The sequence below is a fragment of the Helicobacter pylori genome (assembly GCA_008032935.1).
GTDB lineage: Bacteria > Campylobacterota > Campylobacteria > Campylobacterales > Helicobacteraceae > Helicobacter > Helicobacter pylori_CX.
On sequence record CP032039.1, the window covers coordinates 472,841 to 488,891 of the forward strand.

Here is a 16,051-nt window from a genome sequence, read left to right on the forward strand (position 1 = left end):
TTTCCTTACCAAATGAGCGCTTCTTTTAAGGCTTTTAAAATCTCTACTTCTTTATCATTCCCTTTAAATTTCACCACTTTTTCATTGAAAAACTCCACTCCAACGCCGTGTAAATTTTCCAAAGTCTCTTTAATATCCACGCCCATTTTTTCTAGCGCTTCTATATTGAGCGTGTAAGACTCGTTTTTACGCTCCACTAAATCGCTGTATTGTTCATCATACGCTAGGGGTTTGTCGTTGTCTTCATACTTGATTTTTCTTAAAATCTCTTCATAGCTTTCTAATTCATAAACTTTCACCACCCCACCTCCATCAAATTCTTTAAGTGCACCGCTTTTAAAACCGCCTATGACCTTTTTAAGGCGTGGCAAAATCACGCTCTCAAAATGCTCCCCCATTTCAATACCGATATACTTCCTCTTCATTTTGTGCGCCACCGCGCAATTCGTCCCGCTCCCAGCGAAAAAATCGCACACGATAGAGTTTTCGTTACTGCTCGCTTGGATTACCCTTTCTAGCAATTTTTCCGGTTTTTGGGTTAGATTTTCATTGTTTTTTACCCTTTCTGTTGAAGTAGAGCCAATGATAGGTATATTCCATAAAGTATCCACATAGCGTTCATGAGATAATTCATAAATAACCTTACCATTTTCATCTCTTGCTCTCATATTTTTACCATCTCGTCCTTCTCGCTTGCTTAAAAGAACTGGCTCACTTCGTGGTTCTTTTTGTCTATAAAATATATATTCTTCATTTTTAGAATAATTTAAAATTGTTTCGGTATTTTTAGCAAAACTATTGCCACTATTTGCCATTTTATTAGAGTAATACCAAATTATCTCATTCCTAAAATTTTCTTTACCAAAAATATCATTGACTAGCATACGCCCCAAATAATTAGCATTGTTATCCAAATGCAGATAAAAGCTTCCTTGAGGGCTTAAAAAATCATAAGCGAGCTCCAAGCGATTGTGCATAAGGCTTAGCCATGTGCTGTCTTGAAATTTGTCTATGTAAGCAAAATCACTGCCGGTATTGAAAGGTGGATCAATGTAAATGCAATCAATGGCTTCTTTATAGCGGTTTTTAAGGGAGTTTAGGGCTTGGTAGTTTTCGCTTTTAATGAGCGTGCCGTTGATTTCATTTTCATTGAATAAGCTTTTAATCTCTTCTTCTAAATCTTTAAAATAGAGGGTGTCTAGGGGCAAGAACTCGTTTTCTAAAAGATTGTCTGTGGTTTTTAAATTCAAGTCTTGCCATTCTTTGACTTGTTTGGGGTAGTTTTTGTGGCTTGTGATTTTACTCAAATCGTAGTTTTTAGCTTTGAGTTTGTCTAGGCTCACGATAAAATGCGAGTTTAATACAAAGCGGGGTTTGTTCCAAATCTTACAGAGTTCGTTTTCAAATTCGCTCACTAATACAATCACTTGCAACGCCACTTCCTTAATGGTGTTGATCTCATTAAGGCGTTTAGCATCAAATGCAGTCATTTCTTTAAAAAGGTATTCAAACAAATACAAATCCAATTGCTCTTTTAAAAACCCTTGCGCGTTTTTATGGATGAAATAATCCATGCTGCCTTGCTTTTTGAATTTTCCAAACGCTTTTTTTAAAATTTCTTCATCAAGTTTGACGCCTTGATTGGAGCATTCTTTTAGGATTTCATTCGTTTTTGTTTGGCTATTATTGCTCTTAAGAGTAACGCTAAAATTCAGGGTGTTAGTTTTTGTGTCTATATCTTTTAAATCAAAGACTAAATCCACTTTTTCATTATACTTTTTGCTCTCTAGTAAAGAAGCGTCAAAATTAAAAATAATGCCCTCTAATTCAAAGCAAAAATCCTTATAAATCGTTTCGCTTTTCACGTAATAAAGATCTTTAGTTTTATAAAATAAGGCGGTGTCTTTTTTAAGGGAGCATTTTTCATAACCGCTTTTGGTATAAAGATTATCGTAAAGGGGCGTGTCGTTGAAATAAATCCCTCCATTAGCGCTGAAATAACGCTTGAAAAAGCTATAGAGTTTGTCAAACAATTCTTCTTTGAGATCGTTGTTATCTTGGCATTTTAAATCAATGAGTTTTTCTAATTCTTGTTTTTTGCTTTGATAATACTGGCTTTTAGCCTTCAATAGATTGATCATGCCACTTTTTAGCGCTTTAGCGTTAGGATCTAAAAGGCTTTCTTGCTGGTCTTCAATCTTAACGCCTATGAAAAGGTTTTCTAAAACTTCATAAAATTGCGCTTCGTTCGTTTTCATTATCACGCTCCTTAAAAAACATAAAGAATTATTATAACAAAGCCCGCTCATTAAGTGCTACAATACCCCCATGCAAAAAAAGATTTTTTTACTAGAAGACGATTACCTTTTAAGCGAGAGCGTTAAGGCGTTTGGCTTATTGAAATTTTAGATTACCTTGACTGACTCATTTTTTTAAAACACCCCTATTTCATTGTAAAATTATCTCTGTGAAACTCATTGAAGTTTAATAAAAGGTAAAAATAAGATTGAATATCAATAAAGTGTTTTATCATAGCAGCACCAACATGAATGAAGTGCCAGATAATAGCGTGGATTTGATCATTACAAGCCCGCCTTATTTCAACATCAAAGATTACACAAAAAACGGCACACAAGATTTACAGCATTCAACCCAACATGTTGAAGATTTAGGGGCGTTAGAAAAATATGAAGATTATCTTTTAGGTCTTTTAAAAGTTTGGCTTGAGTGCTACAGAGCGCTAAAACCCAATGGTAAGTTATGTATCAATGTGCCTTTAATGCCCATGCTTAAAAAGGTTTTAAACACGCACTACAACCGCCATATTTTTGATTTGCATGCTGATATTCAGCACTCCATTTTGCATGATTTAAACAACACGCTAGAAAACAAGCCTAAAATGTTCTTGCTAGATGTCTATATTTGGAAACGCGCCAATCCCACTAAAAGATTGATGTTTGGGAGTTACCCTTATCCTAGAAATTTTTATGCGCAAAATATTATAGAATTTATCGGCGTGTTTGTCAAAGATGGCAAGCCTAAACAACCCACAGAAGAGCAAAAAGAACAAAGCCAATTGACTCAAGAGGAATGGGTGGAATTTACCAAACAAATTTGGGAAATCCCAATCCCTAATAAAAACGATATTGCTTTTGGCAAGCATGCGGCTTTAATGCCGGCTGAATTAGCAAGGCGTTTGATTAGGTTGTATAGTTGCGTGGGCGATGTGGTGCTAGATCCATTTAGCGGGAGCGGGACAACCTTAAGGGAAGCAAAACTTTTAAAAAGAAATTTTATAGGTTATGAACTCTATGAAAATTATAAGCCCTTGATTGAGCAAAAATTAGGAAACTTGTTTGATTTTGAATAAGATTTATATAGAAGATGTTTTCACCTTTTTAGACAAATTAGAAGATAAAAGCGTTGATTTAGCCATTATTGATCCCCCTACAATCTTAAAATTGCTTCATGGGATAGTTTTAAAAACGATGAAGAGTTTTTAACATTTTCTTACGCTTGGATTGATAAAATGCTGCCCAAACTCAAAGACACAGGGAGTTTTTATATCTTTAACACCCCTTTTAATTGCGCTTTATTTTTAGCGTATTTGCACCATAAAAAAGTGCATTTTTTAAATTTTATCACTTGGGTTAAAAAAGATGGGTTTGCCAACGCCAAAAAGCGTTATAACCACGCGCAAGAAAGCATTTTATTTTATAGCATGCACAAGAAAAACTACACCTTTAATGCCGATGAAGTTCGCATTGCTTATGAATCTGCTGAACGCATCAAACATGCTCAAAGTAAGGGGATTTTAAAAAATAACAAACGCTGGTTCCCTAACCCTAAGGGCAAATTATGCCTTGATGTGTGGGAAATCACTTCACAAAGGCATGTTGAAAAAGAGAAGGGCAAAATCCTTAAGCCCAAACACCCCAGCATCAAACCTAAAGCGCTCATTGAACGCATGATAAAGGCTAGCTCTCACAAAAACGATTTGATTTTAGATTTGTTTAGTGGCAGTGGCATGACTAGCTTAGTGGCTAAAAGTTTGGAGCGTAATTTTATAGGGTGTGAGAGCCATGCTGAATACGTGCATGAGAGCTTGGAAATGTTTAGGTATAATGAATGCGAATAAAAAAGGATATTTAACATGCCAAAATTAGAAAAAATTTTGCTAGAAATCACACAGCTTGACCCTAGTAAAGAGTGTTTGAAATTCTTGGCTAATCGTATAAAAAGTTCTGATTATAGGGGCTTACACTTATCCCAACACAATCGTTACGATCAAAATAAGATTAAAATCATTATTCAAGCTATTTTTAATGAAGCGAGAGAAGATTTTTTACAAATCCGCACCACCGATATGAGCCAACGCCCTAGCAATATCATAGGCGAAGAGATTTATGCAAAAGTGGTGGATAATATCTGCAAGTCTGAAATGCCTCAAGACAATTTAAGAAAAAAGAATCAAGTAACTCAAGATAGCTTGAGAAAAAATCTTTTTGTAGATATGCATAGAATGGGGTTGATTGAACGCTACAATAAAAATAAGGAACCTACAAACCCCTACATTCAAAGCAATATTAAATATATCCGTTTAACTCCCTTAGCTATAGAATTTTTAAACGTGCAAGATTTGTTAAGAAAAAAATTTTGTTACACGCAAGCTTTAGAAAACCTTTTGCAAGGTTTTGGAGCAGAATGCAGAGAGGTGATGATAGAGCTTGACAATCATTATTTAGACATTGAAGAAATGATGTTTTTTGTTACATTTTTAAATATTGAAAATTTTACTAGAAGTGAAATTATAGAATACGTTAGAGAGTATAGGAGTTTAAGCCGTATCCAAAAAGAAAAATTAAAAGAGCTAGTGCAAAATTATTGCAACCCTAACCATTTTAACGGGAATAAGTTAGACAAGAGAGACTATCATAATTGGAAAAATCAAGCCCAACAAATTTTTAGCTTGCTAGAACAAAGCGTGTTTTTTGAAACCAATAAAGAGAGGCTTATTTTAAAAACGCTCAATGAAGAAAACAAACAAAACGATAAAAAACTCAAACGCTCTATTAAAGAGAAAGCTCTTTATTTTGAAAAACATGGCGTTAAAAAAGAAAAGGGCTTTGAATTGCATCACATTGTGCCTTTATGCTTGGCTCGCTCTGTAGAAGAATTTGATCTTTTGGATAAATGGGAAAACTTAATCTATTTTGACGCTTTTAACCATGCGAAAATATCTCAAACGCAAAATAAACATATTTGTTTGTATTTTGAAAATGGCGATGTGATTTTATCTAAAGGCTTAAAAGAAGAACAAGAAAGCCTTTATTTGACTTATATTGAAAATGTGTTATATAAACTTGATTTACAAAATGCCATGTTGAAATACAATAAAGATTTATTATATTCTAAAAACGGCTGATAAAATAAAGCGGTGTCTTTTTTAAGGGAGCGTTTTTCATAACCGCTTTTGGTATAAAGGCAATTAGCGCTACAATACCCCCATGCAAAAAAAGATTTTTTTACTAGAAGACGATTACCTTTTAAGCGAGAGTATCAAGGAGTTTTTGGAGCATTTGGGCTATGAAGTGTTTTGCGCTTTTAACGGGAAAGAAGCTTATGAAAGGCTCTCGGTTGAGCGCTTTAACCTCTTGCTTTTAGACGTGCAAGTGCCTGAAATGAATAGCTTGGAATTGTTCAAGCGCATCAAAAACGATTTTTTAATCTCTACGCCTGTGATTTTTATCACCGCCTTACAGGATAACGCTACCTTAAAAAACGCCTTTAATTTAGGAGCGAGCGATTATTTGAAAAAGCCTTTTGATTTGGACGAATTGGAAGCGCGCATTAAAAGGTTTTTCAATGACGATCCCATAGAAATCATGCCTAACATTTTTTACCACCAAAATTGCTTGAGTGTTAGGGGCAAAAAAGAGATCTTACCGCCCAAAACCGCCCAACTTTTAGAATATTTTTTAGAACATAAAGGGCAAATCATCAGCTCTCAAGCGTTAGAAAATAATTTATGGGAGCAGGCTATTGATGATTCCACCTTGCGCACTTACATTAAAGTGTTGCGCAAGCTTTTGGGTAAAAATTGCATAGAAACGCATAAGGGGGTGGGCTATCGCTTTAACCCACTATGAAAAAAAATCCCTCAAACTCTTTTTGGGGACTTATTTAGGCTCTTCGTTTGTGTTAATGCTAGTGATTAGCGTTTTAGCGTTTAACTATGAAAAAAACGAAAAAATCAAAATGATACGCATGGACATGGACAAAATGGCTTCTAAGATCGCTAGTGAAGTGGTTGCCTTACACATGCAAACGCATGGGGATTACCACAACGCTTTAAACGCTCTCATTTCACGCTATAAAGACGCTTCCATAGCCCTTTTTGATAGCAAAAAGCGTGTTTTGTATTCTAATATCCCTGAAAGCGCGGATTTGATCAAAACCCATAAAGAAGCGGGCTTTTTTAATTTTAAGGGGGAATATTACTTATTCAGCGATGAAACTTTCGCCCATTTAGGCGTGGCTAAAATGCTTTTTAAAAATTCTAAACCCCTTCATTTTTCTTCTTTGTATCGTAACATTGTTTTAGTGTTTGTCGTAGCGTTTTTATGCGTGATAGGGGTTTCTGTGTTTTTAGGGCGTTTGTTTTTAAAGCCCATTAGGAATGAAATCACGCGCATTGATCATTTTTTAAAAAACACCACGCATGAATTAAACACCCCCATGAGCGCTTTAGTCTTATCTTTAAAAACCCTAGAAGACAGCCAACAACACCGCCGCATTAAAATCGCTATCCAGCGCATGAGTTTTTTATACCGCTCGCTCTCGTATTTAGTGATGCAAGATATTGAGCGCGAATCTTTTGTGCTTTTGGATTTAAAAGCCCTAATTATTAAAGAAAACACGCTTTTTAGCGAGATGATAGACTACCACAAGCTGGAATTTAAAAGCGATTTAGTGGGAGTGGAATTGAAGGCTAAAGAGCAGGATTTCCTTTCGCTTTATAGCAATTTGCTCATGAACGCGATCAAATACAGCGTCATGCATGGGTATATCCACATAGAGCTAACGCACGAGTTTTTGAAAGTGAAAAATTTAGGGTATGAAATCCCTAAAGACAAGATCACCGAATTAAGCGTCCGTTATGCGCGTTTCAATTCTAGCGTGTTGGGTTATGGTATAGGGTTAGATTTAGTGAAAAAAGTGTGCGAAAAGTATAAAATGCGTCTAGAAATTCATAGCGAACCCTCTTTAAAAGGAACGTTTTACGAAAATTCGTTTTGCGTTCAATTTCAAGGATAAAGATGCTTTCAGTGTATGAAAAAGGGAATGCCCTAGACAAAAGGGCGCTTGAAGAATGGCTTTTAAGCGAAGACATTTTAATGGAAAACGCCGCTATGGCTTTAGAAAGGGCGGTTTTACAAAACGCTTCTTTAGGCGCTAAAGTCATTATCCTTTGTGGGAGTGGGGATAATGGGGGCGATGGCTATGCTCTAGCCAGGCGTTTAGCGGGGCGTTTTAGAGTGCTGGTCTTTGAAATGAAACTAGCCAAAAGCCCCATGTGCCAATTGCAAAAAGAAAGGGCTAAAAAAGCAGGGGTAACCATCAAAACATACGAAGAAAACGCCCTTAATCAAAATTTAGAATGCGATGTGTTAATAGATTGCGTGGTAGGGAGCGCTTTTAAGGGCGAATTAGAGCCGTTTTTAAACTTTGAAAGCCTTTCTCAAAAAGCGCGCTTTAAAATCGCTTGCGACATTCCTAGCGGGATAGATTCTAAAGGCAGGGTGGATAAGAGGGCGTTTAAAGCGGATTTGACTATCAGCATGGGCGCTATCAAATCATGCTTATTGAGCGATAGGGCTAAAGACTATGTAGGGGAATTGAAAGTGGGGAATTTAGGGGTTTTTAATCCAATTTATGAGATCCCAACAGACACTTTTTTACTAGAAAAAAGCGATCTCAAACTGCCCTTAAGGGATAAAAAAAACGCTCATAAAGGCGATTACGGGCATGCGCATGTTCTTTTAGGCAAGCATAGTGGGGCGGGGTTATTGAGCGCATTAAGCGCGTTAAGTTTTGGATCTGGAGTGGTGAGCGTTCAAGCGTTAGAATGCGAAATAACTTCTAATAACAAGCCTTTAGAATTGGTTTTTTGTGAAAATTTCCCTAACTTCTTGAGCGCGTTCGCTCTTGGCATGGGGTTAGAAAATATTCCAAAGGATTTTAATAAGTGGCTTGAATTAGCCCCATGCGTTTTAGATGCGGGCGTTTTTTACCATAAAGAGATCTTACAAGCTTTAGAAAAAGAAGTGATCTTAACCCCTCACCCTAAAGAGTTTTTATCGTTATTAAAATTAGTGGGGATCAATATAAGCATGCTAGAATTATTAGACAATAAACTAGAAATCGCAAGGGATTTTTCTCAAAAATACCCCAAGGTGGTTTTGCTTTTAAAGGGGGCTAATACCCTAATCGCTCATCAAGGGCGAACTTTTATCAACATTTTAGGGAGCGTGGCTTTAGCCAAAGCAGGCAGTGGCGATGTGTTAGCGGGGCTGATTGTAAGCTTGCTTTCTCAAAACTACACGCCTTTAGACGCCGCTATTAACGCAAGCCTAGCGCACGCGCTAGCGAGTTTAGAATTTAAGAACAATTACGCTTTAACGCCCCTAGATTTGATAGAAAAGATCAAACGATTATAAAAGGATAAAAATGGATCATTTAAAGCATTTGCAGCAATTGCAAAACATTGAAAGGATCGTGCTTTCAGGCATTGTGTTGGCCAATCATAAGATTGAAGAGGTCCATAGCGTTTTAGAGCCTAGCGATTTTTACTACCCGCCTAACGGCTTGTTTTTTGAAATCGCTTTAAAACTGCATGAAGAAGATTGCCCCATTGATGAGAATTTTATCCGCCAAAAAATGCCTAAAGACAAGCAAATCAAAGAAGAAGATCTGGTCGCTATTTTTGCGGCAAGCCCTATAGATAATATTGAAGCCTATGTGGAAGAGATTAAAAACGCTTCCATTAAACGAAAACTTTTCACTTTGGCTAACACCATTAGAGAGCAAGCCCTAGAAAGCGCACAAAAATCCAGCGATATTTTAAACGCTGTGGAGCGAGAAGTCTATGCGTTATTGAATGGCAGCACCATAGAGGGCTTTAGGAGCATTAAAGAAGTGCTTGAAAGCGCGATGGATCTTATTACAGAAAACCAAAGAAAGGGGAGTTTGGAAGTTACTGGCATACCGACTGGCTTTGTCCAGTTGGATAACTATACGAGCGGTTTTAATAAGGGGAGTTTAGTCATTATAGGGGCAAGGCCGTCTATGGGTAAAACCAGTTTGATGATGAACATGGTCTTAGCTGCGCTCAATGATGATAGAGGGGTAGCGGTTTTTAGTTTAGAAATGTCCGCAGAGCAACTCGCTTTAAGGGCGTTATCGGATCTCACTTCTATTAACATGCATGATTTAGAAAGCGGGAGGCTTGATGATGATCAATGGGAAAATTTAGCCAAATGCTACGATCACCTTTCTTGCAAAAAACTCTTTTTCTACGATAAAAGCTATGTGAGGATAGAGCAAATCCGCTTGCAACTGCGAAAACTTAAATCCCAACACAAGGAATTGGGTATCGCTTTTATTGACTATTTGCAGCTCATGTCAGGGAGTAAAGCCACCAAAGAGCGCCATGAACAGATCGCTGAAATTTCAAGGGAGCTTAAAACTTTAGCCAGAGAATTAGAAATCCCTATCATAGCGCTAGTGCAACTCAACCGCAGCCTAGAAAACCGAGACGATAAACGGCCCATTCTTTCGGATATTAAAGACAGCGGAGGGATTGAACAGGATGCTGATATTGTTTTATTTTTATATAGAGGCTATATCTATCAAATGAGGGCTGAAGACAACAAAATAGACAAGCTCAAAAAAGAAGGCAAAATTGAAGAGGCGCAAGAGTTGCGCCTAAAAGTCAATGAAGAAAGGCGTATCCACAAGCAAAATGGCAGTATTGAAGAGGCTGAAATCATCGTGGCTAAAAACAGGAATGGGGCTACAGGAACGGTTTATACGCGCTTTAACGCTCCTTTCACGCGCTATGAAGACATGCCCATAGATTCTCATTTAGAAGAGGGACAAGAAACTAAATTTGAAATACCCACAACTTGAAAGATAAAACTTTTCAGGGGGCGTTTGAACTTCTTGCAACCCCCAAAGAATACCTGGTGTGTGGGGTTGTTTTAAGCCTTTTGTTGGCAATCAACCTTTATTTAGAATACTTGAATTACCAAAAGCTTGATTTTTCAAAACCTACAAGCTTGAACGCTCAAATCTTATTACAATACCCTAAAACGAAAGATCAAAAAACCTATTTTGTCTTAAAGCTCCAATCAAAGGGCATGATCTTTTACACCACCATTAAAGAGCCTTTAAAAAACCTCCAATACCGCCATGCGCAATTTTTTGGCAAAATCAAACCCTGCTCGTTCTTAGAGTCTCTAAAATCATGCTTTTTTCAAACTTATTCTTTTTCTTTAACACGAAAACAAGATTTCAAATCGCATTGGCGCCATTTCATTGACAGCGCCCATTCCAACGCTTTGGTGGGTAATTTGTATCGCGCATTATTCATAGGGGATAGCTTGAATAAAGATTTAAGAGACAGGGCTAACGCGCTAGGGATCAACCACTTACTAGCCATTAGCGGGTTCCATTTAGGGATTTTGAGCGCGAGCGTGTATTTTCTTTTTTCGCTTTTTTATACCCCCTTACAAAAACGCTATTTCCCTTACAGGAACGCTTTTTATGATATAGGGGTTTTGGTGTGGGTTTTTTGCTAGGGTATTTGTTGCTATTAGATTTTTTACCCTCTTTTTTCAGGGCGTTTTTAATGGGCTTATTAGGGTTTTTGGCATGCTTTTTTGGGGTAAGGCTTTTGAGTTTTAAGCTTTTGGTTTTAGCGTGCTGTATCGCCATAGCGTTACTCCCTAAATTGCTTTTTAGCGTGGGGTTTTTGCTTTCTGTTTGTGGGGTGTGGTACATCTTTTTGTTTTTAAAACACACTCAAATTTTTTTTAAAGATTCTTCTTTTTTAAAGCGATCGTTTCAAGCGATCGCTTTAAGCGTGTTGGTGTTTTTGAACATGCTCATTGTCGCGCATGCCTTTTTCCCTATGTTTTCGCCCTACCAGCTCTTTAGCATTCCTTTAGGCTTGATTTTTATCGTGTTTTTCCCTTTGAGTTTGTTCTTGCATGCGGTGGGTTTAGGGTCTTTGTTGGATCATATTTTAAGCATGCCTTTAACAATCCCCACGATTTCAATCCCTTCGCCTTTATGGCTTTTGGGGGCGCATTTATTTTTAACGATTCTAAGCGCGCGATTTTTTAAAGTTTATTTAAGCATGAATGTTTTAAGCGCGGGCTTTTTCTTGTATTGTTGCTATCAATATATTATAATGCCTAGCTTAATTGTAGGTTAGAAAAGTCATTTTATTAGGGATCAAATAATTGCTTAAAAAAATCACGCACAAAATCAAAGCTTTAAGCGAATTGGTCGCTTTGGAGCATACGATATTTTCTAGCATGTTTTTACTCATGGCTATGGTCATAAGCTCCTATCAAAAAAATCAAACGCTCTTTTTTGGCTTAGAAACCTTAATCCTTTGTTTTTTAGCCTTACTAGGGGCAAGAAACTTCGCTATGGGGTTTAACCGCTTGGTGGATAGAGATATTGACAAGGATAACCCAAGGACCAAAAACCGCCCGAGCGTGGATGGCAGGATCAGCGTTAAAGGCATGGTCATTTTTAGCGCTTCAAACGCTCTTTTATTCGTGGTGGTGAGCTATTTCATCAACCCTTTAGCTTTCAAGCTCTCACTACCTTTTTTAATCATTTTAGGGGGGTATTCGTATTTCAAGCGCTTTTCTTCTTTGGCGCATTTTGTTGTGGGTTTGGCTTTGGGTTTAGCCCCCATTGCGGGAAGCGTGGCGGTTTTAGGAGCGATCCCTTTATGGAATGTCTTTTTGGCTTTAGGGGTGATGTTATGGGTGGCTGGGTTTGATTTGCTCTATTCTTTACAGGATATGGAGTTTGATAAAGAGAGAGGCTTGTTTTCCATTCCTAGCCAATTAGGGGAAAAGTGGTGCTTGAATCTTTCAAGGCTCTCACACCTTGCAGCGCTGATCTGCTGGCTTTGTTTTGTGAAATGCTATCATGGGGGCTTTTTGCGTATTTGGGATTAGGGGTTTCAGCCTTGATTTTACTCTATGAGCAGATCTTAGTGGCCAGAGATTATAAAAACATCCCTAAAGCCTTTTTTGTGAGTAATGGCTATTTGGGGGTGGTGTTTTTTATTTTTATCGTCCTTGATGTGGGGTTCAAGCATGCATGAGTTGGTTTTAAGATCCCAAGCTTTAGGGTTTGAAACGCGCTTAGTCCAGTGCGATTTATCGTTCTCTTATGAAAGGTTTATCTCTAAAAGTAAACGCTCTTTAGCGGTGTTAGAAGAATTTGATTGGTTAAATTCTGGCTTTGATTTTTCACGCTTGAACGTTGAAAATGACACTCTGGAATTGCTCAAAGCGCTGTATTTTAAATTAGAAAAATTAGAGAGCCTGCTTTTAAAAGAAAATCTGCTTGAATTGGAGCAAAATAACCGCATCATCGCTTTAGGGCATGGGCTTATTTGCTTAAAAAAACAAAGCCTGATAGCGCCTCAAACTTACTACGGGCGTTGCGTGTTAGAGGGGAAAATCCTAGCCTTTTTTGGCGTGGCAAGGGATAAAGATTTTTTAGAAATCACTCGCATGCACGCCTTAGACATCAAGCGTTATGATTCTTTCATTGTTGATAGCGAAAGAAAAGGCTTAAAATTATGAACGGGAGCAATCATGTTATCTTCTAATGATTTGTTTATGGTCGTTTTAGGGGCGATTTTATTGGTGTTGGTGTGCTTGGTGGGGTATTTGTATCTTAAAGAAAAAGAGTTTTACCATAAAATGAGGCGTTTAGAAAAAACCTTAGACGAATCCTATCAAGAAAATTATATCTATTCTAAGCGTTTGAAAGAATTAGAGGGGCGTTTGGAAGGCCTTTCTTTAGAAAAGAGCGTTAAAGAGGACAGCTCATTAAAAACGACTCTTTCACACCTTTATAGCCAGTTGCAAGAAATCCAAAAATCCATGGACAAAGAGCGCGATTATTTAGAAGAAAAAATCATTACTTTAGAAAACAAATTCAAAGACATGGGGCATTATGCCGCTAGCGATGAAATCAACGAAAAACAGGTTTTAAAAATGTATCAAGAGGGTTATAGCGTGGATTCTATTTCTAAAGAATTTAAAGTGAGTAAGGGTGAGGTGGAATTTATACTGAACATGGCAGGGTTAAAATGGTAGCTTTAAGCAACGCTCTTTCAAGGGTTTTTGGCTCTGTGGCTGGTTATAAATTCCCTTCTTTTATCCAAAAAGGCATCAACGCCCTTTACGTTAAGATCTTCAAAATTGATTTGAGCGAGTTTGAGCCTTTGGAAAATTACAAGAGTTTGAACGCCCTTTTCACGCGCTCCTTAAAAAAAGAACGCCCCTTTGACAAAGCCCCTAATATTTGCATTGCGCCTTGCGACGCTTTGATCACCGAATGCGCTTTTTTAGACAACGATACCGCCTTACAGATTAAAAGCATGCCCTATAAAGTGCATGAATTAGTGGGCGAAATCAACCCCTTAAGGCTTTCTTTTTTCTATGTGAATTTCTACCTTTCGCCCAAAGATTACCACCACTACCACGCCCCTTGCGATTTAGAAATTTTAGAGGCTCGTTATTTTGCGGGGAAATTACTGCCAGTCAATAAGCCCTCACTACACAAAAACAAAAATCTGTTTGTGGGCAATGAGAGAGTGGTGCTTGTTGCAAAAGACATTCAAGGCAATCAATTGTATTTTGTAGCGGTGGGGGCGTTAAATGTGGGTAAAATGCGTTTTAATTTTGATAAGAATATCCAAACTAACGCTAAAGCCCGTTTCACGCAAACCTACTCTTACAACCCGCCGATTAAGGTGAAAAAGGGGGATAATTTAGGGAATTTTGAAATGGGCTCTACTATCGTTTTATTCATTCAAAACACCGCTTTTAAAGATTTGAGAGAAAAAAGCGTGAAGTTTGGGGAAAGTATAGGGGAATTTCATGCCAACTGATAACGATTTAAAAACTTCTATTTTAGAATTGTTGCACGATTTAGACGCGCTTTTAGTGGCTCATTTTTATCAAAAAGATGAAATTGTAGAGTTAGCCCATTATACAGGCGACAGCTTGGAATTAGCCAAAATCGCAAGCCAGAGCGATAAAAACCTCATCGTGTTTTGCGGGGTGCATTTCATGGGTGAGAGCGTGAAAGCCCTAGCCTTTAACAAACAAGTGATCATGCCCAAACTCTCATGCTGCTCTATGGCAAGAATGATAGACAGCCATTACTACGATAGAAGCGTCCATTTATTGAAAGAATGCGGCGTTAAAGAATTTTACCCTATCACTTATATCAATTCTAACGCTGAAGTGAAAGCCAAAGTCGCTAAAGATGACGGCGTGGTCTGCACGAGCAGGAACGCTTCTAAAATCTTTAATCACGCCCTAAAACAAAATAAAAAAATCTTTTTTTTACCGGATAAATGCTTGGGGGAAAATCTGGCCCTAGAAAACGGCTTAAAAAGCGCGATTTTAGGCGTAAACAGCAAAGAAGAAATCAAAAACGCTGATGTGGTTTGTTATAACGGCTTTTGCTCGGTGCATCAGCTTTTCAAATTAGAAGACATTGAATTTTACCGCCAAAAATACCCGGATATTTTAATCGCTGTCCATCCAGAATGCGATCCTAGCGTAGTTTCTAACGCTGATTTTAGCGGATCAACGAGTCAAATCATAGAATTTGTAGAAAAGCTAAGCCCCCATCAAAAAGTCGCCATAGGCACTGAAAGCCATTTAGTCAACCGCTTGAAAGCCAAGCGTAACCATCAAAACACTTTCATTCTCTCTAGCACGCTTGCACTTTGTCCTACCATGAACGAAACGACTTTAAAAGATTTGTTTGAAGTCTTAAAAGCCTATAAAAACCACAGGGCTTATAATGCGGTTGAATTAAAAGATGAGGTGGCGCGTTTGGCCAAACTCGCCTTAACTAAAATGATGGAGTTGTCCTAATGGAGATAAAAACCTTTTTAGAACGCGCTTTAAAAGAAGATTTAGGGCATGGGGATTTGTTTGAAAGGGTGTTAGAAAAGGATTTTAAAGCCACGGCTTTTGTTAGGGCTAAACAAGAGGGCGTGTTTTCAGGCGAAAAATACGCTTTAGAGTTGCTTCAAATGACCGGTATTGAATGCGTTCAAAATATTAAAGATAAAGAACGCTTCAAGCCTAAAGACACTTTAATGGAGATTAGGGGGGATTTTAGCATGCTTTTAAAGATTGAGCGCACCCTTTTAAACCTTTTGCAACACAGCAGCGGGATCGCTACTTTAACGAGTCGTTTTGTAGAAGCTTTAAATTCTCACAAGGTGCGTTTGTTGGACACGAGAAAAACGAGACCCCTTTTAAGGATCTTTGAAAAATACTCCGTGCTTAATGGAGGAGCGAGCAACCACCGCTTAGGGCTAGATGACGCTTTAATGCTTAAAGACACGCATTTAAAGCATGTCAAAGATCTCAAAAGCTTTTTAACGCATGCCAGAAAAAACTTGCCTTTCACGGCTAAAATTGAAATTGAATGCGAGAGCTTTGAAGAGGCCAAAAACGCCATGAATGCGGGAGCGGATATTGTGATGTGCGATAACATGGGCGTTTTAGAGACTAAAGAAATTGCCGCTTATAGAGATGCACATTACCCCTTTGTCTTATTGGAAGCGAGCGGGAACATTTCACTAGAGAGCATCAACGCTTACGCTAAAAGCGGCGTGGATGCCATTAGCGTAGGGGCTTTAATCCATCAAGCCACTTTTATTGACATGCACATGAAAATGGCTTAAAAACTTTAAAAAGGG

Annotated in this window: 12 protein-coding genes and 3 pseudogenes; 14 read left to right on the forward strand and 1 reads right to left on the reverse strand. The window is 37.9% G+C overall.

The window, feature by feature from the left end; all coding sequences use genetic code 11:
- Positions 1 to 5: 5 nt before the first annotated feature.
- A complete protein-coding gene (locus D2C78_02360; GenBank protein QEF34892.1) occupies positions 6 to 2,258 on the reverse strand; it encodes a site-specific DNA-methyltransferase in 2,253 nt (750 codons plus the stop codon).
- 248 nt (positions 2,259 to 2,506) lie between these two features.
- Here D2C78_02360 and D2C78_02365 point away from each other — a divergent pair, with 248 nt between their 5' ends.
- From D2C78_02365 to D2C78_02430, 14 genes and pseudogenes are all read left to right on the forward strand, one after another.
- The gene (locus D2C78_02365; GenBank protein ID QEF34893.1) at positions 2,507 to 3,370 is read left to right on the forward strand and encodes a site-specific DNA-methyltransferase; all 864 of its coding nucleotides are present in this window, start codon (positions 2,507 to 2,509) and stop codon (positions 3,368 to 3,370) included.
- Positions 3,357 to 4,138: pseudogene (locus D2C78_02370) on the forward strand (site-specific DNA-methyltransferase). The gene D2C78_02365 and the pseudogene D2C78_02370 overlap by 14 nt, the downstream one beginning before the upstream one ends.
- 15 nt (positions 4,139 to 4,153) lie before the next feature.
- Complete coding sequence (locus tag D2C78_02375) at positions 4,154 to 5,425, forward strand: restriction endonuclease subunit R (GenBank protein QEF34894.1); 1,272 nt, start codon at positions 4,154 to 4,156, stop codon at positions 5,423 to 5,425.
- 82 nt (positions 5,426 to 5,507) lie between these two features.
- Positions 5,508 to 6,149: a DNA-binding response regulator gene (locus D2C78_02380; GenBank protein ID QEF34895.1), complete on the forward strand. Its 642-nt coding sequence runs from the start codon at positions 5,508 to 5,510 to the stop codon at positions 6,147 to 6,149.
- Positions 6,115 to 7,317, forward strand: a complete 1,203-nt coding sequence (locus D2C78_02385; protein QEF34896.1) for a sensor histidine kinase — start codon at positions 6,115 to 6,117, stop codon at positions 7,315 to 7,317. Before D2C78_02380 ends, D2C78_02385 begins: the two co-directional genes overlap by 35 nt.
- A gap of 2 nt (positions 7,318 to 7,319) precedes the next feature.
- Entirely contained in the window at positions 7,320 to 8,720 is a 1,401-nt protein-coding gene (locus D2C78_02390) for an NAD(P)H-hydrate dehydratase (protein QEF34897.1), read from the forward strand.
- Positions 8,721 to 8,730: 10 nt separating this feature from the next.
- Positions 8,731 to 10,191 (forward strand): replicative DNA helicase, encoded by a 1,461-nt coding sequence (locus D2C78_02395; GenBank protein ID QEF34898.1) that lies wholly within the window; start codon positions 8,731 to 8,733, stop codon positions 10,189 to 10,191.
- A gap of 56 nt (positions 10,192 to 10,247) precedes the next feature.
- Positions 10,248 to 11,500, forward strand: a pseudogene (locus D2C78_02400) (ComEC family DNA internalization-related competence protein).
- A gap of 28 nt (positions 11,501 to 11,528) precedes the next feature.
- Positions 11,529 to 12,412: pseudogene (locus D2C78_02405) on the forward strand (4-hydroxybenzoate polyprenyltransferase).
- Positions 12,348 to 12,899 (forward strand): hypothetical protein, encoded by a 552-nt coding sequence (locus D2C78_02410; GenBank protein QEF34899.1) that lies wholly within the window; start codon positions 12,348 to 12,350, stop codon positions 12,897 to 12,899. Before D2C78_02405 ends, D2C78_02410 begins: the two are co-directional and overlap by 65 nt.
- 12 nt (positions 12,900 to 12,911) lie before the next feature.
- On the forward strand, positions 12,912 to 13,418 hold the full coding sequence (locus D2C78_02415) for a helix-turn-helix domain-containing protein (GenBank protein QEF34900.1): 507 nt from the start codon (positions 12,912 to 12,914) through the stop codon (positions 13,416 to 13,418).
- Entirely contained in the window at positions 13,412 to 14,215 is an 804-nt protein-coding gene (locus D2C78_02420) for a phosphatidylserine decarboxylase (GenBank protein QEF34901.1), read from the forward strand. The genes D2C78_02415 and D2C78_02420 overlap by 7 nt, the downstream gene beginning before the upstream one ends.
- Positions 14,205 to 15,215 (forward strand): quinolinate synthase NadA, encoded by a 1,011-nt coding sequence (nadA, locus tag D2C78_02425; protein ID QEF34902.1) that lies wholly within the window; start codon positions 14,205 to 14,207, stop codon positions 15,213 to 15,215. Before D2C78_02420 ends, nadA begins: the two co-directional genes overlap by 11 nt.
- Positions 15,215 to 16,036 (forward strand): carboxylating nicotinate-nucleotide diphosphorylase, encoded by an 822-nt coding sequence (locus D2C78_02430; protein QEF34903.1) that lies wholly within the window; start codon positions 15,215 to 15,217, stop codon positions 16,034 to 16,036. The genes nadA and D2C78_02430 overlap by 1 nt, the downstream gene beginning before the upstream one ends.
- Positions 16,037 to 16,051: the final 15 nt, after the last annotated feature.

Bases quoted from the DNA above. Each gene is read 5' to 3' on its own strand.
- D2C78_02360 (QEF34892.1), bottom strand. From the start codon at position 2,258: ATGAAAACGAACGAAGCGCAATTTTATGAAGTTTTAGAAAACCTTTTC.
- D2C78_02375 (QEF34894.1), top strand. From the start codon at position 4,154: ATGCCAAAATTAGAAAAAATTTTGCTAGAAATCACACAGCTTGACCCT.
- D2C78_02380 (QEF34895.1), top strand. From the start codon at position 5,508: ATGCAAAAAAAGATTTTTTTACTAGAAGACGATTACCTTTTAAGCGAG.
- D2C78_02390 (QEF34897.1), top strand. From the start codon at position 7,320: ATGCTTTCAGTGTATGAAAAAGGGAATGCCCTAGACAAAAGGGCGCTT.
- D2C78_02395 (QEF34898.1), top strand. From the start codon at position 8,731: ATGGATCATTTAAAGCATTTGCAGCAATTGCAAAACATTGAAAGGATC.
- D2C78_02410 (QEF34899.1), top strand. From the start codon at position 12,348: ATGGCTATTTGGGGGTGGTGTTTTTTATTTTTATCGTCCTTGATGTGG.
- D2C78_02415 (QEF34900.1), top strand. From the start codon at position 12,912: ATGTTATCTTCTAATGATTTGTTTATGGTCGTTTTAGGGGCGATTTTA.
- D2C78_02420 (QEF34901.1), top strand. From the start codon at position 13,412: ATGGTAGCTTTAAGCAACGCTCTTTCAAGGGTTTTTGGCTCTGTGGCT.
- nadA (QEF34902.1), top strand. From the start codon at position 14,205: ATGCCAACTGATAACGATTTAAAAACTTCTATTTTAGAATTGTTGCAC.
- D2C78_02430 (QEF34903.1), top strand. From the start codon at position 15,215: ATGGAGATAAAAACCTTTTTAGAACGCGCTTTAAAAGAAGATTTAGGG.